Annotated in this window: 19 protein-coding genes and 3 pseudogenes; 12 read left to right on the top strand and 10 right to left on the bottom strand. The window is 53.0% G+C overall.

Annotated features, from left to right (window positions below; genetic code table 11):
- The first annotated feature begins 47 nt into the window (after positions 1-47).
- On the top strand, positions 48-347 hold the full coding sequence (locus BLL36_RS31785) for a conjugal transfer nickase/helicase domain-containing protein (protein ID WP_130925997.1): 300 nt from the start codon (positions 48-50) through the stop codon (positions 345-347).
- On the opposite strand, the gene BLL36_RS30180 is transcribed toward BLL36_RS31785, so the two are convergent.
- The 6 genes from BLL36_RS30180 to BLL36_RS23970 form a co-directional block, all read right to left on the bottom strand.
- The gene (locus BLL36_RS30180; protein ID WP_083735324.1) at positions 339-2,165 is read right to left on the bottom strand and encodes a hypothetical protein; all 1,827 of its coding nucleotides are present in this window, start codon (positions 2,163-2,165) and stop codon (positions 339-341) included. The genes BLL36_RS31785 and BLL36_RS30180 overlap by 9 nt on opposite strands.
- A complete protein-coding gene (locus tag BLL36_RS30175; protein WP_083735323.1) occupies positions 2,141-3,442 on the bottom strand; it encodes an AAA family ATPase in 1,302 nt (433 codons plus the stop codon). The genes BLL36_RS30180 and BLL36_RS30175 overlap by 25 nt, the downstream gene beginning before the upstream one ends.
- Positions 3,423-3,971, bottom strand: coding sequence for an ABC-three component system middle component 1 (locus BLL36_RS23990; protein ID WP_076954091.1), 549 nt, complete (start codon positions 3,969-3,971; stop codon positions 3,423-3,425). Before BLL36_RS23990 ends, BLL36_RS30175 begins: the two co-directional genes overlap by 20 nt.
- Positions 3,955-5,268: an ABC-three component system protein gene (locus BLL36_RS23985; protein ID WP_231998968.1), complete on the bottom strand. Its 1,314-nt coding sequence runs from the start codon at positions 5,266-5,268 to the stop codon at positions 3,955-3,957. Before BLL36_RS23985 ends, BLL36_RS23990 begins: the two co-directional genes overlap by 17 nt.
- On the bottom strand, positions 5,249-6,301 hold the full coding sequence (locus tag BLL36_RS23980) for a ComEC/Rec2 family competence protein (RefSeq protein WP_076954089.1): 1,053 nt from the start codon (positions 6,299-6,301) through the stop codon (positions 5,249-5,251). Before BLL36_RS23980 ends, BLL36_RS23985 begins: the two co-directional genes overlap by 20 nt.
- A gap of 905 nt (positions 6,302-7,206) precedes the next feature.
- Positions 7,207-8,328, bottom strand: a complete 1,122-nt coding sequence (locus tag BLL36_RS23970; RefSeq protein ID WP_076954087.1) for a hypothetical protein — start codon at positions 8,326-8,328, stop codon at positions 7,207-7,209.
- A 605-nt stretch (positions 8,329-8,933) separates the two neighbouring features.
- On the opposite strand from BLL36_RS23970, the pseudogene BLL36_RS30770 reads away from it, so the two are divergent.
- The 3 genes and pseudogenes from BLL36_RS30770 to BLL36_RS23960 all read left to right on the top strand — a co-directional run.
- Positions 8,934-9,074: pseudogene (locus BLL36_RS30770) on the top strand (transposase domain-containing protein); the annotation flags it as partial.
- A 268-nt stretch (positions 9,075-9,342) separates the two neighbouring features.
- Entirely contained in the window at positions 9,343-9,603 is a 261-nt protein-coding gene (locus BLL36_RS23965) for a hypothetical protein (RefSeq protein WP_197678461.1), read from the top strand.
- Between the two features lie 608 nt (positions 9,604-10,211).
- Positions 10,212-14,150, top strand: coding sequence for an NACHT domain-containing protein (locus BLL36_RS23960; protein ID WP_076954086.1), 3,939 nt, complete (start codon positions 10,212-10,214; stop codon positions 14,148-14,150).
- 351 nt (positions 14,151-14,501) lie between these two features.
- On the opposite strand, the gene BLL36_RS31105 is transcribed toward BLL36_RS23960, so the two are convergent.
- A complete protein-coding gene (locus BLL36_RS31105) occupies positions 14,502-14,657 on the bottom strand; it encodes a hypothetical protein (RefSeq protein ID WP_157697308.1) in 156 nt (51 codons plus the stop codon).
- A 408-nt stretch (positions 14,658-15,065) separates the two neighbouring features.
- Here BLL36_RS31105 and BLL36_RS23955 point away from each other — a divergent pair, with 408 nt between their 5' ends.
- The 3 genes and pseudogenes from BLL36_RS23955 to BLL36_RS31375 all read left to right on the top strand — a co-directional run.
- On the top strand, positions 15,066-15,542 hold the full coding sequence (locus BLL36_RS23955; protein ID WP_076954085.1) for a hypothetical protein: 477 nt from the start codon (positions 15,066-15,068) through the stop codon (positions 15,540-15,542).
- A gap of 2 nt (positions 15,543-15,544) precedes the next feature.
- Positions 15,545-16,213 (top strand): hypothetical protein, encoded by a 669-nt coding sequence (locus BLL36_RS23950; RefSeq protein WP_076954084.1) that lies wholly within the window; start codon positions 15,545-15,547, stop codon positions 16,211-16,213.
- 345 nt (positions 16,214-16,558) lie between these two features.
- Positions 16,559-16,831 (top strand): annotated as a pseudogene (locus BLL36_RS31375) (transposase); the annotation flags it as partial.
- 247 nt (positions 16,832-17,078) lie between these two features.
- Here BLL36_RS31375 and BLL36_RS23935 read toward each other — a convergent pair.
- Positions 17,079-17,963 carry a type I restriction enzyme HsdR N-terminal domain-containing protein gene (locus tag BLL36_RS23935; RefSeq protein ID WP_076954082.1) on the bottom strand — a complete coding sequence of 295 codons (885 nt, stop codon included), beginning with the start codon at positions 17,961-17,963 and terminating at the stop codon, positions 17,079-17,081.
- 60 nt (positions 17,964-18,023) lie between these two features.
- Here BLL36_RS23935 and BLL36_RS23930 point away from each other — a divergent pair, with 60 nt between their 5' ends.
- The 5 genes from BLL36_RS23930 (at position 18,024) to BLL36_RS23910 (ending at position 22,479) form a co-directional block, all read left to right on the top strand.
- Entirely contained in the window at positions 18,024-19,010 is a 987-nt protein-coding gene (locus BLL36_RS23930; protein WP_197678459.1) for a hypothetical protein, read from the top strand.
- A 51-nt stretch (positions 19,011-19,061) separates the two neighbouring features.
- Complete coding sequence (locus BLL36_RS23925; protein ID WP_076954080.1) at positions 19,062-20,516, top strand: hypothetical protein; 1,455 nt, start codon at positions 19,062-19,064, stop codon at positions 20,514-20,516.
- Positions 20,506-21,429, top strand: a complete 924-nt coding sequence (locus tag BLL36_RS23920; protein ID WP_076954079.1) for a phage exclusion protein Lit family protein — start codon at positions 20,506-20,508, stop codon at positions 21,427-21,429. Before BLL36_RS23925 ends, BLL36_RS23920 begins: the two co-directional genes overlap by 11 nt.
- A 43-nt stretch (positions 21,430-21,472) precedes the next feature.
- Positions 21,473-21,895, top strand: coding sequence for a GIY-YIG nuclease family protein (locus BLL36_RS23915; RefSeq protein WP_231998997.1), 423 nt, complete (start codon positions 21,473-21,475; stop codon positions 21,893-21,895).
- 65 nt (positions 21,896-21,960) lie between these two features.
- Positions 21,961-22,479 carry a hypothetical protein gene (locus tag BLL36_RS23910; protein WP_076954078.1) on the top strand — a complete coding sequence of 173 codons (519 nt, stop codon included), beginning with the start codon at positions 21,961-21,963 and terminating at the stop codon, positions 22,477-22,479.
- A gap of 122 nt (positions 22,480-22,601) precedes the next feature.
- Here BLL36_RS23910 and BLL36_RS23905 read toward each other — a convergent pair whose 3' ends face one another.
- Both BLL36_RS23905 and BLL36_RS23900 read right to left on the bottom strand, forming a co-directional pair.
- Positions 22,602-22,823, bottom strand: a complete 222-nt coding sequence (locus tag BLL36_RS23905; RefSeq protein WP_076954077.1) for a DUF2274 domain-containing protein — start codon at positions 22,821-22,823, stop codon at positions 22,602-22,604.
- A pseudogene (locus BLL36_RS23900) lies at positions 22,820-23,227 on the bottom strand (TrbI/VirB10 family protein); the annotation flags it as partial. The gene BLL36_RS23905 and the pseudogene BLL36_RS23900, both read right to left, overlap by 4 nt.
- Positions 23,228-24,083 lie beyond the last annotated feature (856 nt).

Below are 24,083 nucleotides of genomic sequence, written 5' to 3'. Positions count from 1 at the left end.
GGTCCTCAGGTCAGTTACGGAACTCTACTAAGCCGCGATAGTTACGCATATTCAGAGGCTGTAGCAATGATCTCCGAAAGCGCACTCGATACCGGCATCATCAACAGCTTTCATTTCAAAATATTTGGACCTGCAGTGTCCAAGGCCGGCGTGAAACCAGCGTACTCAACGGCTATCTGATTCGAGACGACAAACTAATTTGCAGCCTCCTCCAGCTAACAACAACTTCCTTAATTTGGTTGATTAGCAGATACCGCGCTATGTCAGACCGCCTAAATATTCCGTCGTCGGGCGGTGTATCACGGAAGGGGCGAATTAATCCCTTCCGAGATAAAGTGCTAATTTAGGAATGGCTCGACAGGCACTACCACTCCAAATTTTTCCAACTGCAGGAACTTTGCTCCCAGAATCTCAGCTGGAATCTTGCGCTGCAGAAGGCCGAAGAAGTTTTCATCGTGCGTAGAGATAATAACTTGCTTATCAAACTGCAGGCAGATACTGCGCAAAAGATCAATAGTTGAGAGAATATTGATGGAGTCCATCGACTGGATAGGATCATCGATCATCACGACATCAATCGGATTACCCTTATCATCCTTGGCATGAAGCGCGCCGGCCAGAAACACACTGAGACTGAGAATATTAGACTGAGCAGCACTGAAGTACAATATTGGCGAAATCAAAACCCCGTCTTCGTCACTCACTACAATGTTCAAACCTGGTTTATCAGAGTCAAAATCTGGCTTGAATTCTACTTTCTTAAAGGATGGATGCGGGTCAATTTTTTTGTAGATAACGTTGATGAGATCTTCATAGAAGAAATTGTTAATCAACGTCTTCAGCTGCTCGATCACAGCCAACCGTTCCGTACTCAGAAGCATGTCAACCTGGCTTCGCTGATCTAGCTCCACTTCCAGTTCAGCCAACTCATTTTGAAAGGATAAGCGCTTGATGTAGGGTTTAAAGGACGCCATCAACTCCAACAGCAGTTTGAAACTGTTTTCAGCGGTTTCAAGTTGCTCGGTGCGCAAGCGGCGGGTCTGGAGTTCACTGGTGATCAGTGCCTTGACTTGGTCTAAACGATCCTCGGAGCGAACAACAATCAACGTGGCAAGGCTTTCATAGAAAGCGTTGATTGCGGACTGAGCGCGAGCCAATTCCAGATCAAGCCCATCTTTCTGAGATCGTAGCTGGACAAAACTCACCCACGTCCCATCGGACAGCATCTTCTGCTGGAGTGCACTGCACTGAGTCGTCAGCTCACCAGTAACGGCCTTGGCGTTAGCAAGTTGAGATTCAAATTTACTTTTCTCGACCTGACAATGTTCAGCCAACTGGGCTGAATTGATACCATTATTTACCAAGTACTGAGAGACAAGCAGATAGGACGCTTGAGACTTAAGGGTGTCGCCTTCCGTTGTCAGAACCTGCAAATCTGTATCAATCTGTGAAATCTTTCGATTGAGCTGTGCAATCTCTTCAGACAACTCAGTTTGACGAGTTACAAGTCCGGAACGTTTGAGTGAAAGCTGATCGATCTCGCCTTGAGCACGGGTTAAGAGCTCATCGAGTGCGAGACTCCATACGGTCTTATCGAGTGTGTTGACTCTGTCCTCTAAGGCGCGCTTTTCCACCTCCAGATCAGATTTTTCTCGTTCAACTAGCTCCAGTCTTGCACTCAACTCCTTGATTGTTCCGCGAAGGTCAGCCAACTGCTGCCCATGTGCCTCTTCCGCCACTAGCGTGATAGATTTCACTTCATCGAGCAGTTGCTTACGACGTGTTTCGGACTGTGCGAGGAGCTCCGCGTTTTCTTGACTAAGCCGCGATAGCAGAGTCTGAGATTTAACTTTCAGCCTGAGCTTCTCGGCATCTTCGTGGGGGGCGCTGCACAGCGGGCAAATATTTGACGGCCATGCGCTGAGGTAGTCAAGGCCGGTGGAAATCAAACGTTCGTGCACACCCATCTGGTTAGCCAAGGCTGTTTGAGTCGCATGCACAGTTTTGTCGTGGAGATCAATGGATTCCAACTCAGTAAAACACTTAGTCAAGCGCTCAATTTTCTCTTGACCTAAATATTTTGTGCCTTCAACTGCAGACAAGATAAAGTTTGCAGTAAGTTTGAAACCTGAAACAAGCTTCAGGTTGGCTTGAAGTTGATCCAACTTTGCTGCATCCAAGCGAACCGAAACGTCTTTCTCAGTCGCGCACGATGTGATGTTAGCTCTGCATATATCGGCCCAGCATTATCGATGGAGTTCCTAAGAAATGCAGCGCGATCATCAGCCTTTTTGAGCTCCAGATTAAGATCGCTCAAAGCCTTTGCAAACCCTGACAACTGTGCGGCATGACCTGGTTGGATATCTCCCAGCGTTATTTGACGTTGGGCGATATCATTGAGGCGTGATTCAGACTGAAAGAACACAACAGAATGATTGATTACATCAAGAATATTTGCCGAACGCTGACTTGCTTCCTGGACATCGCTTGTGCTTTTTTCATGAGCGTTGAGCAGTTCCTGATAGCCGCCTGCATCTTTTACGCCCTGATCAAGACGCTCTGAAATAGCTTTCTGATCGATGAGAAATTGGCTATTAAGTTCAATTTCGGGAATCTTTACCAATCTATCAGCAAGAGTGTCAACCGCCCGGACATTAGCTTCACGTTCTACGCTTAACTCATGCTGTCGGGAGACAAGGCTTGCATTCAGTTCGTGTTCAGCCTGCGCGGAAAAATTCTCGTCCGCGAGCAAGATGTTCTCACCACCAGCGTTTAGCTGTGTAGCTAATGCATTGAAACTATAAAAGATGGAGAGGTCAACAGGCTGGTCCAGCTCGGCGATAATGGCTTCACGCTGGGAATCCAGAGCTAGCAGCTCAGATTTGTTATCAAGGATAAGTGCAGTCAATTCCTTTCGGACTTTTTCAGTTTCCCCGCCGAAATTTTCCATAAACTTGGTATAGCGTTCATGCGGCTTCGCCTCTCGGAGGAATCTGTCAATCTCATCTTGACTTAAAATGACACGCCGAAAATAATCGTTCTCGCGACCTTTCTCTCCAAAGCGCAAGTCTCGCCCATTTATGCGAAGCTTTCCCAACTCTCGTTTAAACGGAATAGGCAGCGTAGTTGAAACAACCACCCGAGTTTTAACGTCGTCGTTGACGTATTTATTTCGAAGGATCTCCTGCCCCTTGTCTAAATCTTTGGTCGCGCGGGCGGCGCCTTCATAATTGACTCTATTGTAGTCGCCACCTAAACGCTCCAAATGATTCGTGACTGCCCATTCGACAGCATCATAAAACGAGCTCTTACCAAATCCATTAGGGGCAAATATCGCAACAAAATTAGAAGGAAGATCATCAGCATTCGTAAAATCGAATGTGCCTTCTGATTTCATTTTATAAGCACGAAATGCTTCAATTTCAACTTTTTTGATTTTCATTTTTATTCAGAGATTCTATGATTTCATTTATCATTAACGCGCGCTTTTCCTTGGACTCAATCTTTTGATCTAACGGCGCACCCCGAACAAAGTATTCCAGTGACAATAATGGTTCCCGGGTTTCCGCAACACGAGGATCCAGCGTCAAATCTGATCCTAGGAGCTGCTCTTCCAAACAGCCAGTCAATTGCTCAACCGCGGGCAATTCAGCATACCCATCAATTATCAATTTACGAGCAGAGTATTTGTTGTTCTCGATCTGGTATTTATCCCAAATCGGCACAGTGCCGATCGTCACAAAAGCGATATACACGTTCCACACAGCGAGGTTTCCTGAAGGTTGGTGGTGAACCGAAACAAGGTTTTGGATCACCCGCCAGTTCGCTACGATATCTGACGGTTTTTTACACAGGCAAGCAATACACGAAATATAGGACAGCGAATCATCTGAGCGAAACATGTGAAATTCAATGCCATCAAACTCAGCAGTCAGAAACTCAAAATTGTAATCTTTAATTAATAATTTCATTCAACTTCTTCCTAAGCTCCAGCAGTTGAACCTTACCTGGAGCCAAACTGCGATAGTCAAACTCTTTCTCGATGACGCAGCTTTTGCGCAAACCTTCCAGATGAGTGAGCTTATAGCTGGTGTAAATCGCACTCTCAATTTCATCAATAGAGAATGGGCCTTGGTTCGGGATGGTTGCAATATTGCCAATTACGTTCTTAAGGACAAAGTCTGGAGGAAAGGGTTGCGCTGCAGCATCAGGCGAGGCGACCACGAGGGTGCCGTTTTTGTCGAGCAACTTACGAGCAATTTTGAGAATTTCATCCAAACGGCCAAGCCAGTTGGTGACGTCGCTGGTATACAGCAGACGACGCTTCTTATCGATCCCGCTGATATAGCCGTTATCCGCGACTCCAGCACCGTCCATGAGTGCGGAGATCACCACAAACTCTAAATATGCAATCCACAACTCTCGTGCCTCCAGCACGCTGGACTGCCCCGTGTCTATCAATAACTGGACATCATAGTGCTTCATAATTTCATACGGAGGCGGCATTCCGCTCTCGATTAATGAGTCTGCGAAACCAATTAATGCAGATTTCAGATGCTGAACGTTAGTGGGATCAATCACATTGAATGCGAAAATCCTATCCCGCACTCTCGAAAAGCACTCCATATGTGGCGGAACCATTGGCGCACTTGAATGGAGGGTGATGAGTTCGTTGTATCGTGCGAGACCATGACAATCGACGCGACCAAACTGGTGATCCAAGCGACTGGCCTCCATTTCGAACTCCACGCCCACCAGATACGGGTAATCGTTATCTACATGGTATACACCACCTCCAGACATCCCTTGAATGATGTCCTTGCCCGGGATACCTTCCAGCGCAAGTGTTATAAGTTCGTTAACCACGCTCGCTGAGTGGCCAGTCCAATGCGTAATTGGCTTTGAACTCGCCCTTTCCGCTTCTGGAAGACCCACAAAGGTAAGGTTGGCCAGCGGTGGCAAGTGAGCGGCATTCCAAGATTTCTGCGACAGGCCTGGTTGATGCGTAATTGTTAATATTGCGCAATCTAAGGGCTCCTCCAGACCCTCCTTAGGGAAAACCAAGACGCCCAGCACTTCAATGGGATCCTGATTATGATCTATCACCACATTGTGGGCGCCCTCCTCGAACACGGCGTGCCTGGCCGTGAGCACGTAGGAATACTCTTGCGTCATAGCGTTTACCAGAACACCACTGCCGCCATTAACCATTACGCAGTATGACTGCATGATTTCCGAAACTGTCATATTAGTATCTGATTTCATCATCGAGCACTTCTAGACGAGAGGAGTACTCCTCAATTTCATGAGCCTGTAGCAGGGGAGCGACCACATGATCATAGTTAAAATACACTTTACCCTGCGTAGACTTGATGATCCTGGCTATTGTCCTTTTGTTCGGAAGCCCATGCTTAGACCCATCGGTGGACACTATATAACTCGGTGAATCCAGCAGCTCTAACAAATCGCTACTGGTATTGTATTGACTTCCATGATGCGACAACTTAACAAGATTCAATTGAAGTTTGTTGGTTTCGCTGTACTCATCAGCCCGCAAGCTATCGCATACTACGCCTTCGTGCGCATCGCCCAGAAAAAGCATGCGCTTACCATCTGCTTCGAGTATAAATGCTATAGAGCTGCCGTTGTAAACAGAGGCATCAGGATAAAACTTATCGTCTGACCAGATATCTTGAAGTGTTAAATTATAATCAGTGCCGTGCACCGAGGTTTTTCCTGAATCAACTTCGGAAGGCCATACATGCAACAACTTCACAAGTTGCTCACGACTAGGCGACAATACCTTGAACGTAAAGGGACCAGCTTTATACGTTTGCCCTGCCATTACAAGCGGAGCTCGAACGCAGCCAATCTTATCAAGCAACTCTTCCAGGTCTTTTCCTTGCTTGATCGATGTTTGCGGATTGTCATCAAGCAGCTCAATATTATTTTCAGGTATTTCGGGCATATCAAAATGATGTGTGATCAATCGCGAAGAATTAAACCAGATGGATTTGACCATATCGCCTAGATAACCTGGCTTCTCAAAGGCTTTAATAAGTCCATTGATGTGATCGTCATCAATGTGGGTGAGGATGGCTAGATCGATGTGCTGTCCTTTGACTTTCAAATCATCGAGGGTATTGCACAGCGCACCGGCGTAAAGCTGCCGTGGCCCATACCTGAAGGTCGTAGACGTTCCTCCATCTATCAGCAGATTGAACACCCCGCCAGGCCCCTCATGGCTGACGAGAATGCAGTCTCCATGCCTCGCTTTGAGAACGCGGACGATTATAGCCATCAGGACTCCCTGTCACTGCCTGGCTCCACCAGGCTGTCAAGATGCCAGTAGCATAGGCCCTACGCGGAAGACTTCCAAGGGAAGCGTCCATGCCAATTTCTGGCGTCAGACAACCGACAGAATCTTCCCCGCATTCGTACAGTGGCTAGGCACTAGTCAGATAACAACAGATCTGCACGCTGACTAGGCCCCTCAGTCGGTTGCCGAGCCTGCTGCTCATTAAAAGACTCGGGCATGGATGCACTGAATCGCCTCTGGTTTCGTAGAAACCTCCAAGCCCAGCAAACCAATTACGCAGATGCAAATATTTGGTCGAACACAGCCGATCGGAGTTGTTGCTCTCGACCGAGAGCGGATTAGCTTGCCTTCCGCTACCGCGTGCCACGCCTCAAATCGCTCGACCTACCTTGTCCGCGCTTGCCTCCGGCAACCCGGCCCGGCCTGTCAGATCGAAAGAAATGTAAACCCAATACTCCGTAAGGGTTGGATGGTTCAGGCCGGCTGCGGCGAGCGACTTTGAAATCTGCTCGAGCTCTTTGCTCCCCAGTTGAAAGAAATATTTTGCCTGCACGCCCTAGACACTTCCACTTGGAGCCTGAAAGTAAGCTTCCACACCACTACCACCGCCACCACCTCGCAGACTGCAGAAATCAGGGCCCGGAGGCGCGTCGCAGTTGTGTCGAAAAAGTTGCACCGGAGGGATTCAAAGCTTTCGTTCTTACTTTTTGGAGCACTGCGGATGTTGTTGAAATCGATCGTCGGCATGATCATCCCACTAATTCTTGGATCCAAAGAGATTTTACTCAGCAGTTGGCCCCATCAGGAAATTTATAGGTGGAACTCTTTTCGGTGATCGTTTAAAGAATTGGCTGGTAGTGGGGGGCGAGCCAATACTGGCTCCGACTTCATGCCCCCCAATCATTGAAGCGCTCTGTCTGCCCGTTAAACACCGTACCGTGAAGGAACGATTCACGTTCACCAGGTGTTGTCAACGCATATTGAGCATGATGCGTATGAAGCATTCGCATCAGATACTCTAGCCATTCAGGCCGATCTTCAACTTCTAGATTTCGGCCGTCAGCCCAATCTTCAGGCATGATCTCGTCAAGCCCTTTTGGTGTCGCATCGAAAGTCCCAATACGCGAACGTAGATTCACCGTACAAATTTCAACAATCAAGCCTGTGATTCCGGCGCTCATCAATTGCTCAAGAACTTTTATTTTTTTTGTTGCCGCAAAGCTGGTTGATTTAAGAAGCTGATTATATCGCGGCTTGAAGTAATTAATCAGCGCTGCCTCAGCCAAAGAAACAACTTGATGGCGTTTGAGCGTCACCTTCCTCAGCTCGTTAAAGTGTGCTGAATCCTGCTCGTCAGATGCCTGAGGCTCTACATTAAAATCACCACCATTGCTGATAATGGTTCTCCCATGTTCAAATCGATACAACAACACCAATACCTCCCACTCAGGGAAATACGTGGATGTTTCAGCGAGAATTCTCTGGAACGTCGTATGCGACTGCAACCGGTCCAAGGCTGTCCTGGAACGCTTTCTGCCGATGCCTTGGCCAACGTAGAGGACATCCATGTCCGTGTCTTCAGCTATCAAGGTGCTTTCGGCATTAGCAACGACCACATTGACTGTGATATGACGATCACCAACTGGCGTCATCACCAGCATCGATGCTCCGTTTGCATTGACCGCAACATCTAGTATTTTGGAATCGTTCGGCTCGGCGCACTGGTTGATCTTATATTTGAAGGGGATTGAGGCTATTCCTGTTAGGCGACGCACCAGAAACTCCCCGATGATCGTATCGCCTTCGAACCTGAATTTTTCTGGATTGATAAAAATGCGAAAACGTCGGGTTATCAGATACAGATTGCAGTTCTGAAGCTCAGCTAAAACCGCAGGATTTTCTCTGGCGGTGTAGATGTCAGCCGGAGTGAGCATCGCCGGGTCGCTGGAATATAAATGTGTAGCGCCTTCCATCGAAAAGAGGCGCGTGACGTTTCGGAATTCAGTCATATCTTATCTGCCTTGATATATTTAATAGCGGTGATAGTGTCGCCTCTCGCGGCGATCGGGTGAGCAAAATGGTGTCCATAAACTCGAGTTTGATCTGAAGATTGCCTGGCCGATCGTTACGTCAGGCCTTCACACCGCAACTACAGACCAAACCATTTGTGGTTAACCCAAAGCCAAGACCTCAAAATAACTGTATATACATACAGTTACCATGCATTCATGGCTACGTCAATGCAGTGAGAAAAATTTGGTCTAGGATGCAACTTAGGCAATCGCTCGTCTGGGCCTCGATAGCTGACAGTGGTTGGAGGCACCAACGGCTTTCAGCGTTTGGACTTGTGAGTAACGCCCAGGGCTTGCATGCCCACTTTCCGGCGCTACTCAAAAACGACGCCACACTAGCCCTTGACCACTCACCACCCATGGCTTCTGATCGGCACCGATTGCCCCCCGCCGACTCAACGCTCTGCTGGTGTGTAATCGAGCCAGTTGGAGCGTCCTAGCAAAACTCGCCACGCCCAGACAGTGATTCGAACAACGGACTTCTGCCATTCGGCTCCCGGCTGTTCGTGCACCAACGGCTGTGGCATAGGCGGTCCAGATGGCAACGCGCCGCTGCAATCATGAGTTTGGTCCAGTAGGCTCGCAACAACGGGTACGATCCGTATGCCTATCTCAAAGATGTGCCGACGCAGCGGGCGAGTGAGATTAAAGAGTTGCTGCTACGCAGGTGGCATCCAGCTTAATCATGCAAGTCTGGTTGGCCGGACGCTTGCTTTTCCATTTCACCTCTCCCTGAAGTAGCTTTTTAATAGCACATTAACAGGCCACCAGAGCCAAAGTGGCGATCATCCCCCTCCTCACGCATGTCTCTTATCTGAGGCCCATTTCCCCAAGTTACATTCTGTTGCAAAACTCCTAGCCAAATACTGGCCAAAAGCCATCTCACGCCTACGTTCACAGATTTAGCCGTGAGATAAGAGAATGTCGAGGATTGAACAATAGCCGGTAGTGATGGATGACTTTGAGTCTTGGCTAAATGGTCGCCCGAAGTGGCTGCAGGCTGCTGCGCGCATGATGATCGATGCGAAGCGCCAGCTGAGCGAAGGGGAAATTAAGGAGCTTTCTCGGCTCTTCCAGCTTGAGGCCAAAGGCCAACCTTACCCAGGTTTTCTGAGCATAGTCCTGGACACATTGTCCCAGGCCGCAACCAGACCTCCAGTTAGGATCGATGAAATTCTCGACGTACATGGCCTGAACGCCATTAAGGCCTGAGCCAATCTTCCATTCGGCAACTCGAACCTCGCCGTCATCTACGGTCAGAACGGCACCGGTACGCGCGCATTTTCATAGGGTGACCAGCACGCTCACGTAACTGGTCGCGTCACTGGCGAGGAACAGAGCCGCCTGGGCAATCTCCGCGGGCCGAGCTAAGCGTCAGGGGGCACATGATGCAGCGATCTGGGCCCAGGCTTTCGGCGTTTCGGTGCCGCGGAGCAGCATGGAATTGGCGCGGATTCCCGCTCGCCGCATTCGGTGGTGACCACCTGGGACAGCCCGGCCTTGCTCACGGCATAGGCTGGTCGACCACTTCTCACACCTCGGGCTGGCGCCGAGCGGTGAGCACCAGGCACTCGCCCTTCTCGGCGGACAGTCTCGCCGCAGCGCGACCGATACAGGAGGCGGCACTAGTGATGATGGCAAGCTTTCCTGCGAGTGCGCGGCATCCTTGAGGTTTGCTGGCAAAGCGCAGTATGTCTCTAACCTCGTCCGCCAGCACTCCGACTTTTGCTCCGGATTACCACTTCCCCTTACGCCGCCGCTTCATCGATGTCGACGAGCGGGTTAACCTAGACGGAATTTTTTGACTGAAGAAACAGGCTATGGAAAAGGAACTTCCTTTCATCCCGCGTACCCTGGTGCACCAACATGGGCGCCACGCCCCCCTTCGTGATAGTGAACTTGACCCACATCAAGCCCCAATAGTGATACTGGGCGAGGCTGGGATGGGGAAAAGCCGCTTGCTCGCACAGCTGGCCTCACAAGCAGGTTGGCAAATCGTGCGAGCCGACGAGATCGAGCTGGTTGGCAACGTTGCCTCGACAGTCATGCTGATAGATGCGCTCGACGAGACAACAGACGCTGCCGACAATGCGCTGAAGGCGGTTTTGCAGGAACTGAAGAGACGCAGCTGCCCGCCCTTCATTATTTCCTGCCGTGCCTCGGATTGGTCGCACGCAAAGCATGCACGCTGGATCCAGGCCGCCTACGGCAAGGAACCAACCGAGTTGCGCCTGCAACCACTCGATGACGAAGGTATCCAAGCACTCTTGCGTGCATACCTTCCCTCTGAGCAGGTCATCACGCTTCTGTCACACCTCGAGCGCTTCGGCCTCACCCACTGGCTTGGCAATCCACATACGCTGAAACTGATTGCCGAAAGCGCCAAGCATGGCAAACTGCCCGTCAGTCGCTCCGAGCTGTTCCGACACGCAGTGGAACAACTTGTGAGCGAACATAATGATCTGAAGACAAACAAAGCGTTCGCCATCAAGGACGCCGTCGAGCTGGCCGGTGCAGTCTGTGCGGCACTTCTGCTGACGGGCCACACAGTTATTTCACGCCAAGCACAACCTGCCCGATCTACCGATGTCTCCATCATCGAACTGAGGCAACTGCCAAACACCGATCGGATCGAAGACTTGCTAGGCACCCGCTTGTTCAGGGTGCTTGATGCCAATCGCTTCGAATGCATCCACCGCAGCATTGCCGAATACCTGGCCGCTCACTGGCTGGCACAAGAACCTCTGTCTCGCATAACCCGGAGCCGGCTGCTTGCGATGTTCCATCAGCATGGCATCGTGCCCTCTGGCCTGCGGGGCATGCACGCATGGTTGTGCATGAACCCGAAGCTGGCCCAACGAGTGATATGCATGGACCCAGCAGGCGTCATCGAGAACGCGGACTTGGCCGGGCTTGATCCAGCCTCAACCACCCTACTACTAGAAAAACTGGAAGAGTGCTATTCGAGTAATCCAATGGCACTTTCCTGGTGGCGACCCGGCGCTGCCGTTGAACTGGCCAGCAAAGGCTTGGTGGGCGAGCTGGTAAACATCGGTGCAGGTCGAAGCAAGCCAGTGCATCTGCGCCTGCTTGTTCTCGAATCGCTGGACGCCTCGGCGAAGCTAGAGCCGTTCAAGAACCGGTTGTCGGCCGTCATGCTCGACAGTACGGATGTGTATGGCGCTCGTCGAGCAGCACTACAAGCACTGCTTGCCCTCTTGTCAGGTGATGAGTCCCTTGAGTGCATTCGCGCCCTGCACGCAGGTGCCGATCCGGACTCCGTAAGGTTAGCCTTCGACCTTGCTTGCCTGGTCGATTTCGACGGTGTCGAAAATGAACTACTCGCCGCGCTGATCATTGGCTGCTCAGACCAGAACGACCGCTTCGGTGAGCTGTGGGACAAATTCGCCCCGGTCAAGTCCGACTTTCCGGCGTCGCGACGCACGTCACTGTTGAATTGCCTGATCGACCAGGCTCCCGCAGAGCTATTCAGTACCGAGTTCTATACCAGACAGGTTGACGAGTTTCGCGAACTGCTTACTGCCCTCACCTTGGCGGCGATGACGGACAGTACGCTCTCCCCGGCGCAAGCTTGGCGTGCGTTCAGCTTCCTCTGTTCAGTTCCGCTTTACCCAATGCTGGATCCCTCCATCACTGAGCGTCTGGCCGCAGACCACGCCTTTCGCCGCGCAGTTCAACAACATGTGCTGTTCGACTGCACAGATGGTGAAAGCCTTGACGAACGCCATGAGCGGCTGCAAGAGATCGGTCTTGATTGCTCGGAAAGCGACGCGATCGAGATGCTGGCGAGGCTGGACGCCGACGATCTAGAGGACGAGCGCTGGAAGGCGCTGATAAGCCTCATACATCACGACAACGAGCACGGCGTGCGACTGCGCGCCTCCGCGCTGCTGTTTGCCGGCAGCCACCCTCAAAGGCTGGCGTGGGCAAGCAACATCGAACTGGACTTCCGTCGGCAAGCGAATCGGGAACGACAACTGCGCGAAAACCGGACCCGCGCGGAACAGGACCGTCACGACGCAACTACCCGGCTGAATGAGCACAAGGCAGCAATGGCCGCCATAAGTAAAGGCGACCAGCGGTACCTGATGATACCGGCGCAAGCCTACCTGCGCGGATCTCGCCATAACCTTGATGCAGGGGCCGGAAATGGCGCTGTCGTGCAGTGGGCAGGTGACGAATTGGCAACCGCCGTTTTCCAAGGTTTCGAAAACTACCTACGAAATATTCAAGCACGCCTATCGGCTGAAGCGATCAGCCAGCACTTCGCCCTACTCAGCCAGTACAAACGCAACGACCAGGACGTGGCGCTGACAGAGCTTTCAGCAGAGATCGTCCTGGCTGCGGCAATCGAGCACGTGCGCACCCGAATCTCTTTGGAATGCTTAACGACCGAAGCGCTGTTCGCCATCTTTCTTTCGCTCAAACAGCTCCCCTTCAAGGCGCCCGACACGCTGGAAACGCTGGTGTACAAGACGCTAGGCGAACGCAAGCTTCTGATGGAGGCCATAAAGCTCTGGTTCGAACCCTGCCTGCTCATCGGCGAGTTCATCCCGCAGCTTTATCCAGCTAACCCGGAGATCTACAAGCAAACCGAGAAAATCCTAACTAAACTGGCAAGCGACTGGCTGGAGTGCCGACCGGACCTGCCCGAGGCCGCGCAGTACTGGTGCTTACAGCATCTGGCCTCCAATGAACCACGCGCCGTCCCCCGAGCTCTGCAGCATTGGGGCTCGGGAAATTCTCGCCCCATGCCGCTATTCATTGAGGCCGCGCAACTCATCGTGAACTTCGAGGAAAAGTCGGCGCTACTCGACTGCACACCGGTGAACCCTGAACTACTGCTGGCACTTAGTGAGTTTCAGATGCACACTCCAAGTGTGGCCACCACCAGCTGGATCATCGAAAGATTCCGGGGCTGGTATCCCATGATCGGCTGGCTCAAAGGCAACCTAATCGATGAAGACTGGTCGAAACCGCCAAGTGAATACCTGCAACGCCTAATCTTCCAACTAAGCGAGCAGCAAACCAACGAAGCACACTCGGCCATGGACCTCCTGTGCGAAGCCTCCCGTGACAGTTACACCGATTACCTGTGTGAACGCCGCACCCTACAACGCCAGAACGGTCAAGAACTAGCATACCAGCCACTCACGTTGGAAATGTTGCTGGCAATTAAGTTTGACGGACCACCGCGCACCGGGGCCGATTTGCTGGCCTTCATTCTCGAACAACTGGAAGATATACAGCGCCGGATCAAGAATGACGAGCTCAGCTCTTGGAAGCTGTTTTACATGGACGACGGCGAGACGCCACAACTAGAAGGACGTTGCCGAGATCGTTTGATCGGTATGTTCGAACATGTAACGGCAGGTATCCGATTCGATCCCGAAAGACAAGTGGTCGACCAAAAACGCGTGGACATCATGTGCGAAACCATGGGTATCACACTGCCCATCGAAATCAAGCGTGCCTGGAACGGGCAACTCTGGAACGCGGCCGACCAGCAGCTCGATGACGGCTATGTCAGCTTCCACAATGGCTCGGGCCTGGGCATCTACCTGGTGCTGTGGTTTGGCGAGCACTCCAAAAAACCTCGCCGTCCAGCAGACGGAAGCCCGCCCCCCAGCTCCCCGGAGCAGCTGAAGATGATGCTGGTCGAGCGTAGCAAGGCTGCCACGCAGGGACGCGTGGCGGTGGTGGTACTGGATATGACACATAGTCGGCGCGCTAAATGACTCGTAACCGCCTGGACAGCTTTTCGTCGCTTGAGGCCGCGGCGGAAACGCTGGCCACTCACTCTTTCTGAAGAGCGAATCGTCGAAAAACCCCTTCCTACCTGGCAATGCCCTTTCACGAACTGGTGCGGGAGCTCACCAATGCCCTGCCGCTGGAGATCGAGGACGCGGCATTCTCACCAATAAACTCACCGACGGTAGAGCTCGAGCTGCTACAGGCTGATCGGCGGAGGTTTCGCACCCAGGCATCAGTTGTTCGGCCTAGTCAGGCAAATTTCAGAGAAAGCGTGCTGGCGCGATATGGCGGAGAGCATTGTGAGCGCGATGGAGGTGTGCCAGAACTGAAACTAGCTAGCCCAGAAAGCCTACTTCATCGACTTTGCCAGAGATTTGCAGGGCGTGACGAAAATGCCGCTGATGGTTGCCGGCGGCATCCGACATCGCGCCGGTAGAACAGGTGATCGCTTCGGGTATTGCCATGGCTGGGAACGGTACCGTCTTGGCCATGGAGCCCGACCAGGCAAGGCAGCGGCGCCAGGGGCGGGAAATGCTTCGAAACTACGACCCATCATCTGGATGAACAAGGCACTGGCGTCGATGGGCACCACGACAGCCGTGAAATTCCAGTTGCGCTGGCTGGACCGGGGACAACCTCCCGATATTGCTGTATCCACCGTCTAAACGTTGCTGACGCAGCAGTTCAGCACACTGCAGCTAACGCGCAGGTACGGCAAACAAATGGCCCTGCAGCAACAGTAATTATGGGGCGGTGTGCCATCGCCACATTATTGCAATATGATGCCCCCCTCCTCCTGCCCCATGCAAGGAATGCGGGTGAAACGCATCGAACGAGATTTCGTAACCCTCTTCAACTGCCTCTGGTATCGAGACTTTCCCGTGACAGAGGAGCACTCAATGGCCAACCCTGCCAACTGGACTATTCATATCGGCTTGGTGGTCAGGCAATGCGCGACCCTGCTCGGCGCTCGCGCACTATTCGAGCAAGGCGGCCGTACCGATGCAGTCATACGTTTTCCGGAACCAACCCTGTCCTATGTGGAATGGGAATGGAAACGCACCCATACCGATATCAATGAGTTCGAAAAGCTGCTGAAACGCGCTGATGATGCAGTGTTTCAGACCTTCATCGGCTACACCAGGGTAAATGAGCTGCAGATGGCGCTGGAGCGCACACACGGGGTATGGGAACACGCGGACAAGCCATTGCTGGTATTTTTCGTGAACTATGAATGGCACGGGCGCAGTCGCTATTTCCAAGAACTGAAAACCTATGAATTCGCCAGGGGCCGCTACAAGCACGTTCGCAGCCAGCCAGCATTGCCCTGGCTGGTCAACCGCAAGACCTACAACAACGTCGGCGAGGATGCTTGAAGGTGAACAACGTCCAAGCCCTGAAGCTGGTCGATGCGGTGTTCGCCGACATTCTACGGGCACGCTCTGCCGATGAGTTTTCGGCCATCGTCTCCCAGCGCCCCGACCTTCATGTCAATCGACTGGACCGTAAGGACTACCCGGAACTGCGGCTCTCGATCAACAGCGATGAGATCGCCACCCTGATAGCCGACGGGCTGCTGACCGGCGAGGGCGAGCTCCACCCCCGAATCAGCGCCAGGACGCTGTCACCGCTGGAAAAGCTGCTCTATTCCATCGTTTGGAAGAACGGCGACCTGGCGAAGGTGATGCACATCGTCGAAGGAGTGCGCGGCGCCCATGCCGACACTGCGCGGAAAAACGGCCCGGGACAGGTGTTCCACCAGTTTGGCCGCCACCTTGCCGACAAGCGCGAGCCCATCATCGACCAGCATGTCCTGCGTGGTTTCCTGCTATGGCGCGCCGATCGCAACGACGAAAAAAAGATGGACTCCATCCGCCGTATCACATTGCTCAACAACCAGGTCTCTGGTATCAACGATTACAAGAGCTGGCTGAAAACCGAATGCTTCGACCCGCAACTTAAAGAGTCAGCGGATTACCTGATGCACATCGACAGCACGCTGTTCGCCCTAGGCAAAACCATCAAGCTGGGCAAGTGCGCTGGATGATCTCCGTTCCGTGGCCATGAAGCGGGGTGCGGATCAACACCTCCTTCAGTACTGCTGAAACACCTCGATGCGGTTGTCGCGCAGATAGTCCGCCATCCCGCCTAGCACGAAACGCAGCGCCCATCGAAGCCTCAGCGCCACCCGGCCAGCATCACCCAGCCAGCGCATCCCGGTCCGAGGCTGATAGCGGTATTAAGACCCATCACTTGATCTCTAAAGCGAAGCGGGTAAAGCCTCTAAAAAACTGAACGGGCTCACTCTCTCGAACATCGCTTCTTCAAGACGTGAACGAGCCCCTTGAAAGACAGGATATTTAAGAGAAGGGGTAGGCAGACGGTTATGTTTATGACTAACAGTAACGACAAGGGTGGCGGTAAATTGCTTAGTCAAGAGCGGCGGCACTGGAGCCCCGAGCAGAAGCTGTCCATGGTGCGCAAGAGCCTGGAGCCCGGGCAGAGCGTCTCGGTAGTCGCCAGGCGCAACGGTATGAATGCCAACTAGCTTTTCCTGTGGCGCAAGCTTTACAAGGAAGCCAGCTTGTCGGCAGTCAGTGCCGGTGAGGCCGTCGTTCCGGCCTCTGAGCTGAACGGTGCGCTAAAGCAAATCCTTGAGCTGCGGCCGTCTGTGCTGGCTATCTACTTATTCATGCCAGGGTCAGTCTTGCCCAAGCAGGTCGGGCAATTCCGCATCAGCGCCAACATCAGGCAGAAGAAAGCGCCCGTACCGGGCGCTCGACGTGGCTGTTTGCCAACAACCAACGGCCTACAACGACCATAATTCCGAAACTGCGTGGACTGCCGTACATTTTTTTCTAATTTTATACCCCTACCGAAGAGGTCAGCTACTTCACCAGCAACAGAGCACGTCAAATAAAATTATTTACAATGAGGGGCATAAAAATCTCATCTGAATTTTCTTCTAGCTTCTCACCAACACGACAATCCACAGTTGTCAATATCGACGCATTTGTAAATCTGACGCAAGACCTCCCTTCGGATTTTCGCTCAAGGAGAATTTTCATTGCGTCTGCGGGTATTTTAGCTTTCAACTTAGCAAGGGCGCTCAGCCCGAAATCTAGCGAAACAACATAGCTGTCGCCACCAGGCAACGCAGTACTACTTCCAGTTGTGAACATATTGCCATCAAGCTGGGCAATGAAACTTATAGGAACACCTGGAAATATTAAATGCTCGACCTCATGAAAGCCAAGCCTCTTAAGATGCAAGCCTAGGTCCTTTGCTAACTTAAACTCATAACTCAATGAGTTTTCTGGACCCAGAATTCTCTCAAGCTCATCCAGATACTGAGGCAACAGATCCATTGCAAAATGCAATATAGGGTCCGGCTTACTTATATTAAAAAGCACAAACTCCCGACCATTACACAATGCAAACATTGGCACACGAATCTCACTATGAATAGCATAAGAATAAGCCTGTTCAACGTGAGCCCCTGAAGTAATATTTTCGTCCGGCGCCTTTGCTTCAAGAAGCCATGAATACTGACCACTTACTTCAAAAAGGTAATCCGGGATGCAGGTAATCTTTTTTCGAGAGCTACCAATCGATATAAAAGGATGAACAAGCGGTTTACTGCGAACAATTTTATATGGCTTACTAGCCGAATACCCTAAATGCTTCAATATCGGAAGAATAATTTCCTCCCTAACAGAGTCCTCCTTGAAATCTGGATCATCAAGTTCCTCCAGCTTAAAATCCTTGATCGGATTAAAACTCTCCTCAATTCTCATCGGACCTCCAAATCTCAGCCATTAAAAAAGTCATAACTCAGACATTTAAGAGAGCATAGAGTGCCGTATGACGAAACTTTTGTCGTCAACCCCCTCACCCGCGCTTTTGCATATGGAAACAATCAGACAATGAGCGACCTATTCGATGTTGACGGTTCCAATCTCGATCTGGGGTTCGAGAACCTGAAGGCCGCCGAAAGCCCGGTTGAGCAGCAGCTTCGCGTCACACTGCAAGAGATGTGGACCCACTACGAGCCCTATGCCGATCCAGACTTCCGCCAGGGATTCGCACGTGACGTGGATGGACGCTTCTGGGAGATGTATCTGGGTTGCACACTTCTTGAGGCGGGGCGCACATTGTTGCCCGTCGCCGACCGTCAGCGCAAAGGCGGCCAGCCCGACCTATGCGTGCTTGAAGAGAATCGCCGTATCTGGATCGAAGCTATAGCTCCAGACGGAGGCGCTGCGGGACCAGAACGGATTGTGCGTCCTGTGCCGATCAATGAGGGCGGTGGCCTTATTGCTGCGCCGATCCGTCAAGCGCAACTTCGGACCTCCGGGGCATTCTGGACCAAAGCAAGGAAGATCAGCCGCTATATCGAACAGGGCGTGATCGCCCCGGAAGACGCTCGCATCGTCGCGATCAGCGCCAGCCGCTTCGGCATCTATGTCCCCGAACATCCCTTACCACTCATCATGACGACGCTGTTCCCCATCGGCGATGCTTTCCTCACTATCGATCGCGATACAGGCGATGTCATCGAAGAAGGCTTTCACGTCTCTCCCTTGATCCACCGAGAACGGAATCCGATCCCGCGCTCGGCATTTCTTGACGAGCGCTTCGCAGATATCTCTGGCGTGATCTGGTCACGGGTTGGCCTTGGCAACCTCTCGCGTCAGGTTCGGCCAATCACCTATGTTCACAATCCCCTGGCACAGGCACCATTGACCGTGAATTGGGGCGTCTGGGACCGTGAGTTCGTGACCATCCGCCAGATCGACAACTGGGAGTCCACCGACATCCTTGCCGCAACGGAGTCCTTGTGAAGAGGAACTTGAATTCGCGCATCTGCTACATACAGGGCTAAGAGGCCGACCATGTCCGCAACCGGCGAAACTCGACTTTTCACCTTAATCAGCCAGCGCCAATTCGAGCTCTATGCCCTGTCGCTCGAACACGGTCCCAATTTCGACCCCGCACATATTTTCAGTGCCTATCAGGCCGGAACTGGTGGCGTAACCGGCTGCATTCTTCTTGATCCGGACACAGGAGCTTTCACATATCTGGCCATGCGCCGCCGCATCGACCACTGTTGGATCAAAGTAGATGAAAGCGGGCCCTACTCCACACCCGAGGCTGCACTAGACCGACTCACCGTCGCTATGCGTGCCAGTGATCCACCGGAACCATTGCCGCCAGGAGTCAGGCGTCGCCCGCATTTGCTGAAACCGGGGCCGCGTGGGACGTCTCCAGAGTTCCAGCTGCTGACAACCACGATCAACCATCTGCCGGCGCTCATGGCGGTCGGCGAATGCTACCTCGCGCTTCCCAACCCCGACGCCAATTTCGTCTCGGATTTTCAAACCAACAACTTCGCGTCCCGTCTGTTCGAGCTCTACCTTTTCAGCTGCTTTCGTGAGCAGGGTTTGAACGTCCGACAAAACCATGTCTCTCCCGACTTCTTGATCGAGAAGGAAGGTAACGCATGCTGGATTGAGGCAGTTACAGCAAACTCCGAGCTTCCACGCGCCGGCGGCATCGGGAAATGGGTTCATGCCCCAAAGGATCGCATTGAACGGCTCACAGGCAACCCGGCGGAACGATTCGCAAAGACGCTGCGCGGCAAGCTCCAGCGCAACTATCATGAACTGGACCATGTAAAAGGACAGCCGTTCGCCTTAGCGATCGCCGACTTCCATGATTTCGGCTCCATGGTTTGGAGCCGCGAGGCTCTTCCCACCTACCTTTACGGCTTACGCGCGGACGTCACCGGCGATGGCACTGATCGTCGCGCGATTGGAGTGCCGATCGCAAATCTGACGGGCCAACACAGCATTCCTGCTGGGCTCTTCCGCGACCCAAATTTCGCACACCTCTCGGCCGTCATCTTCAGTAATTCTGCAACGCTCGCCAAATTCAACCGCATGGGTTTCTTGGCAGGATGGCGACCGCCCGGGCTGACGATGATCAGGCGCGGCATTCTCTTCGACCGAACTCCGGGCGCATTAGAGCCTATCGATTTCAATCTTGCCGTCGACAGTACCGAATACCAAGCACTCTGGCCGTGGGGCGAAGCTTGGTGTCAGGAACTGGAAGTGTTTCACAACCCATTGGCAACACATCCCATCCCGTTTGATCTCATCCCCGGCGCGACCCACTGGTTTGAACGCGATGGCGACATCGAATGCAGCACGATTTGGGCGAACTCAGTCATCTCATCGATCACTCATCTACAGATGGACGGCAAACCCCCTGTGACGAGCAAGCCGCGTGACCGTCGCCAACCACCTGCCCCCCACGAGCACAGAATAGACAACGACAATGACGAATGAGCCATCTGATCGGACGATCATCCTATATCTCCTCCGCGGCGCCGTGCCCGAACGAGCCGATGAAATCAGCGGTCTTTGGAGCCAATACGGCCATGCCGTCGAGGTCGCGCCAAGTAGAAAGGGCGTGACGATGAATGCCAACGGGAAACGTATCCAGTTCGACACTAAGACGATCGACTTGTTCTGGCTGCTTGGCTTCAGCTCGTGGCGGGCCATCGAAGTGTACGCACCAGCCTTAGTTGTCGCGACATCCAACGGGTTACCGCTCGACCAAGCCCTCAGTGTCGATGAAGAACGAGGCCAATATGAATTCGACTACAAGCAGCGCATCGCCGCCGCCCAGTCGCTCATCACAGCCGAACAGACCTCAGACGTATCCTGGCCGGTGGACATCCCCCTGCCGAGCGCCGACCGTGATGGCCTGGGCAACATTCAGCACATGGCGGCATTCGACCTTGTTGCGCTCGCCTTGGCCTTCGCCCTGCTACACGAATTCCAGCACGTCATGTTCTGCGCCGATAAACGCGCGCCCTCTACGCGACCTGAAGAGGAAATCGCCTGCGACACCTATGCCCGAACTTTCATGACAAGCGAGCTCGCCGCCTATGCGAAGGTACACGGACACGATTTCGCCCAGGTCCAGAACAAGCGTGCGATGGGCATCACGCTCGCCGCCGTCATCGTTCATGCGATGACGCCGCCCCATGCACGTTGGGGCAATAGCGAATATCCACCGATCACCGAACGGCTGACAGCAATGATCCGTGGCTACACTCTGCCAGCCGATTCATCATTCTGGGCCTTCACGGCCTGTGTCCTAATCGCGCTTATGCGGCAGGAAAACCTTCCGCTCGACATTGTCGCCTACTCGAACAAAGAAATGGTCGAAATGCTGCTCGACCGGCTCGGTTGAAGGCCTAGGGGAAGTAACTTGCCGGTCTACTTCATTGGCGAAGATGAAAACGGATGCTCTCCTATCAAGATCGGGGTGGCGAAGAACATCGAGGAGCGTAAGCGCAATCTCCGGTAACCCTCTTGATCTGAAACTGCTCGGATGGATCGAAGTAGCCGATGCCTTTCAGCTTGAACGCCAGCTTCATCAGCACTTCGAGTCGACCCATGTGCGCGGCGAGTGGTTCGCAATCGAGCCTGCAGAGATCTTGCCCATTCTCATGCGCGCTGGCCTAGACGGATTTGTCGCCAAGAACGCTGATGCGTTCCAGGTCATTGGCTATGAATTGGCTATGACCGTGACGCTGTGCCGGAGTATCTTGGGGTATGGGAATGGGGCGACCTTGAGATCTATGAATGCTGCCCCTACTGCGGCTGCCTGTGCGGCATGCACTTTCAAGATGCATCACAGATGTACCACTGTCTGAACTGCGACACGCTAACGGACTTTTCGAACTTGGACCCACGCAACGAATACTTGGACGACTGAGCCATGACTGACAAGGAACTTAGTGCAAGTGAACAATGGCTTGAAGCCCGAGCCCCCGGCTTTCGGCGCCTACCAGATCTTGATCGCCGCGTCATATTCGACTTCGCCTTTCTTTGGAGTCTTTTCGAGGCACAGATCATGGAGAACCACGCCCGGACTGATCGCATCCGCGATCGAATCGATGCCTGGACTTTGGACGGAACGCTAGGAGCTGAGCTCTACGAGGGGGAGCTTGCCTATTTTCGGAATCGTTACTATGCCGACGGTGAATTGACTCACCATTTCCCTCACCTGAAACTCCGGCCCTCAGACCACCTTAGTCTCGTTCAGGAGGTTGTTGAAGGGGTGAACGACACCCCACGCGACCGAATGTTAGCTCTTCTGATGATCGTCTGGCGCCTACGCAACAATCTCTTCCACGGCGAAAAATGGGCCTATGAGCTTCGCGATCAGCGCGAGAACTTCAGTCATGCGAACAGCATTTTGATGCGAATACTCGAACGCCATGGCCGGCTCGGCTAACAGTCCAGCCGCCCTTGAGGACTGTTCCCTAGCCAAGTTGAACCGGTCCCTCGCGCTCGATCCAGGCTTCAGGATCCCCGAATGCGCAGTGTGGGACCGTAAGCCTAGTGTGTCCTACGCGGCTATTTCGGGTCGCCCTTCTTAAATCCTCTGTCCCCTGCCATAAAGGCCTCCAGCATGTACGGAATGAGAGTCGCTGCATCGGCGGTCTCGCCATACGCTTGACCGTGTAATGCCGCATAGCGGTCCAAGTCGGCTTTCAATCTCGCTGGGCACATGATGGTCGGCTTGACGCTCTCGGTCTTGGGGAGCGGCCCCAGCCGCAGCTTGCGCGATGTGCTCATCTTGATATCCCCCGATCGAAGAACAGAGGCTGATACGGCCCCAGAATCAGATCGCGATTGACGATGACGCGGACCGGCAATCTGGGACGCTCAGTTAGCGTTGACTGGATGTTGAGGTTGCGTCGGGTCATCTCCTGCCCGACCTCATTCACGCTGTCCTGCATGCTGTCACGCCCTGCGATGATGACGCGATCCCCGTTTTGGCGATTCTCCGGTGCGGCCAACTCCGCGCCGACACCCAGCAATGTCGTCAACGCGGCACCTGCAAAGATGCGATCCCAGTGCCAATCGACACCATCCTCAAGGCCAGCGTAACCAGCCGGATCAGTGCCCGCTAGGTTGTCGAGCGCGAGCGAAGGGGTGTCCGGCAAAATGATGCGACTCCATACCATCTGCACGCGGCTCGACCAACTCGGAATGTAGCGAGTCAGAAGGCACGATCACCAAGGCCGTGGCCATCCGCGTGACGAGCCGTAGTCCAAGCATGGCCTGATTCATTCTCACTCAACCGGCATGGCTGTCGTGGCAGTCGTAGCCGGTGCCATCACTGTCACGAGCGCGACGCACAGCGCGCCTAGCTACGGCTCACGTAGACCAGCCGCCTGGGTTTGCCGAGCAGCGATCAAGTTGAAATGATAGATGCGCAAGGACGCTGTACGGTCCTAAAGTGCGCTTGATGCCCTTCCCTGGGCAACCAATCATCAGGCATGCTCCGAACAAGCCGACTGGCGTGCACTGAAAACCTTGGAAGTCCATCCTGCTCCGCATCAGAAATCGCCAAGCCAAATCGCCCGCTCAACCGCGGCGACCGGGGGCAAAATTGGGGGCATAGCTTAAACATTTCTCTGCAAAACCAGCGTACTAGAGCCCAGTCAAAATGTTTTTTGGGTATGGATGCAAGGTCGCAACACACCATTGGATTTATTGATAGTACTCACCGAAAGCGCGCCAAGAGCTTTCGCACCGTGTGTCACTGAGAATAGGATATCTTTAGGGGTAACACCCTCAAAAAAAACAACTATAACCTTTTTATTTCAATAGCTTATCGATAGATTCGATTCCGGGTTCGGGCACCATCTCTTGTTCCACTGACGGCCTGTAAAGTCCGTGGAAGCCTTTAAAACCCGCCGTTTCAGGCTGTGTGAAAACCTAGCAATTTGCCGCCCGGTTTAAGAAAATGCCCGTATCGCAAGATACGGGCATTTTTCTTATGCGCTATATCCAAGGTGAAGACCGCTCTCAGGGAACCCTATTTCCAGT

Source organism: Pseudomonas cedrina subsp. cedrina (assembly GCF_001983175.1).
Lineage (GTDB): Bacteria > Pseudomonadota > Gammaproteobacteria > Pseudomonadales > Pseudomonadaceae > Aquipseudomonas > Aquipseudomonas cedrina.
This window is presented reverse-complemented; position numbering and strand designations above follow the sequence as displayed.

Excerpts from the sequence above, each read along its gene's own strand:
- BLL36_RS23980 (WP_076954089.1), bottom strand. The coding sequence starts at position 6,301 with ATGGCTATAATCGTCCGCGTTCTCAAAGCGAGGCATGGAGACTGCATT.
- BLL36_RS23985 (WP_231998968.1), bottom strand. The coding sequence starts at position 5,268 with ATGATGAAATCAGATACTAATATGACAGTTTCGGAAATCATGCAGTCA.
- BLL36_RS23960 (WP_076954086.1), top strand. The coding sequence starts at position 10,212 with ATGGAAAAGGAACTTCCTTTCATCCCGCGTACCCTGGTGCACCAACAT.
- BLL36_RS30175 (WP_083735323.1), bottom strand. The coding sequence starts at position 3,442 with ATGAAAATCAAAAAAGTTGAAATTGAAGCATTTCGTGCTTATAAAATG.
- BLL36_RS23915 (WP_231998997.1), top strand. The coding sequence starts at position 21,473 with ATGAAAACGGATGCTCTCCTATCAAGATCGGGGTGGCGAAGAACATCG.
- BLL36_RS23920 (WP_076954079.1), top strand. The coding sequence starts at position 20,506 with ATGACGAATGAGCCATCTGATCGGACGATCATCCTATATCTCCTCCGC.
- BLL36_RS23990 (WP_076954091.1), bottom strand. The coding sequence starts at position 3,971 with ATGAAATTATTAATTAAAGATTACAATTTTGAGTTTCTGACTGCTGAG.
- BLL36_RS23965 (WP_197678461.1), top strand. The coding sequence starts at position 9,343 with ATGGATGACTTTGAGTCTTGGCTAAATGGTCGCCCGAAGTGGCTGCAG.
- BLL36_RS23935 (WP_076954082.1), bottom strand. The coding sequence starts at position 17,963 with ATGAGAATTGAGGAGAGTTTTAATCCGATCAAGGATTTTAAGCTGGAG.
- BLL36_RS23955 (WP_076954085.1), top strand. The coding sequence starts at position 15,066 with ATGGCCAACCCTGCCAACTGGACTATTCATATCGGCTTGGTGGTCAGG.
- BLL36_RS23970 (WP_076954087.1), bottom strand. The coding sequence starts at position 8,328 with ATGACTGAATTCCGAAACGTCACGCGCCTCTTTTCGATGGAAGGCGCT.
- BLL36_RS31105 (WP_157697308.1), bottom strand. The coding sequence starts at position 14,657 with ATGGCCAAGACGGTACCGTTCCCAGCCATGGCAATACCCGAAGCGATC.
- BLL36_RS23910 (WP_076954078.1), top strand. The coding sequence starts at position 21,961 with ATGACTGACAAGGAACTTAGTGCAAGTGAACAATGGCTTGAAGCCCGA.
- BLL36_RS23925 (WP_076954080.1), top strand. The coding sequence starts at position 19,062 with ATGTCCGCAACCGGCGAAACTCGACTTTTCACCTTAATCAGCCAGCGC.
- BLL36_RS23905 (WP_076954077.1), bottom strand. The coding sequence starts at position 22,823 with ATGAGCACATCGCGCAAGCTGCGGCTGGGGCCGCTCCCCAAGACCGAG.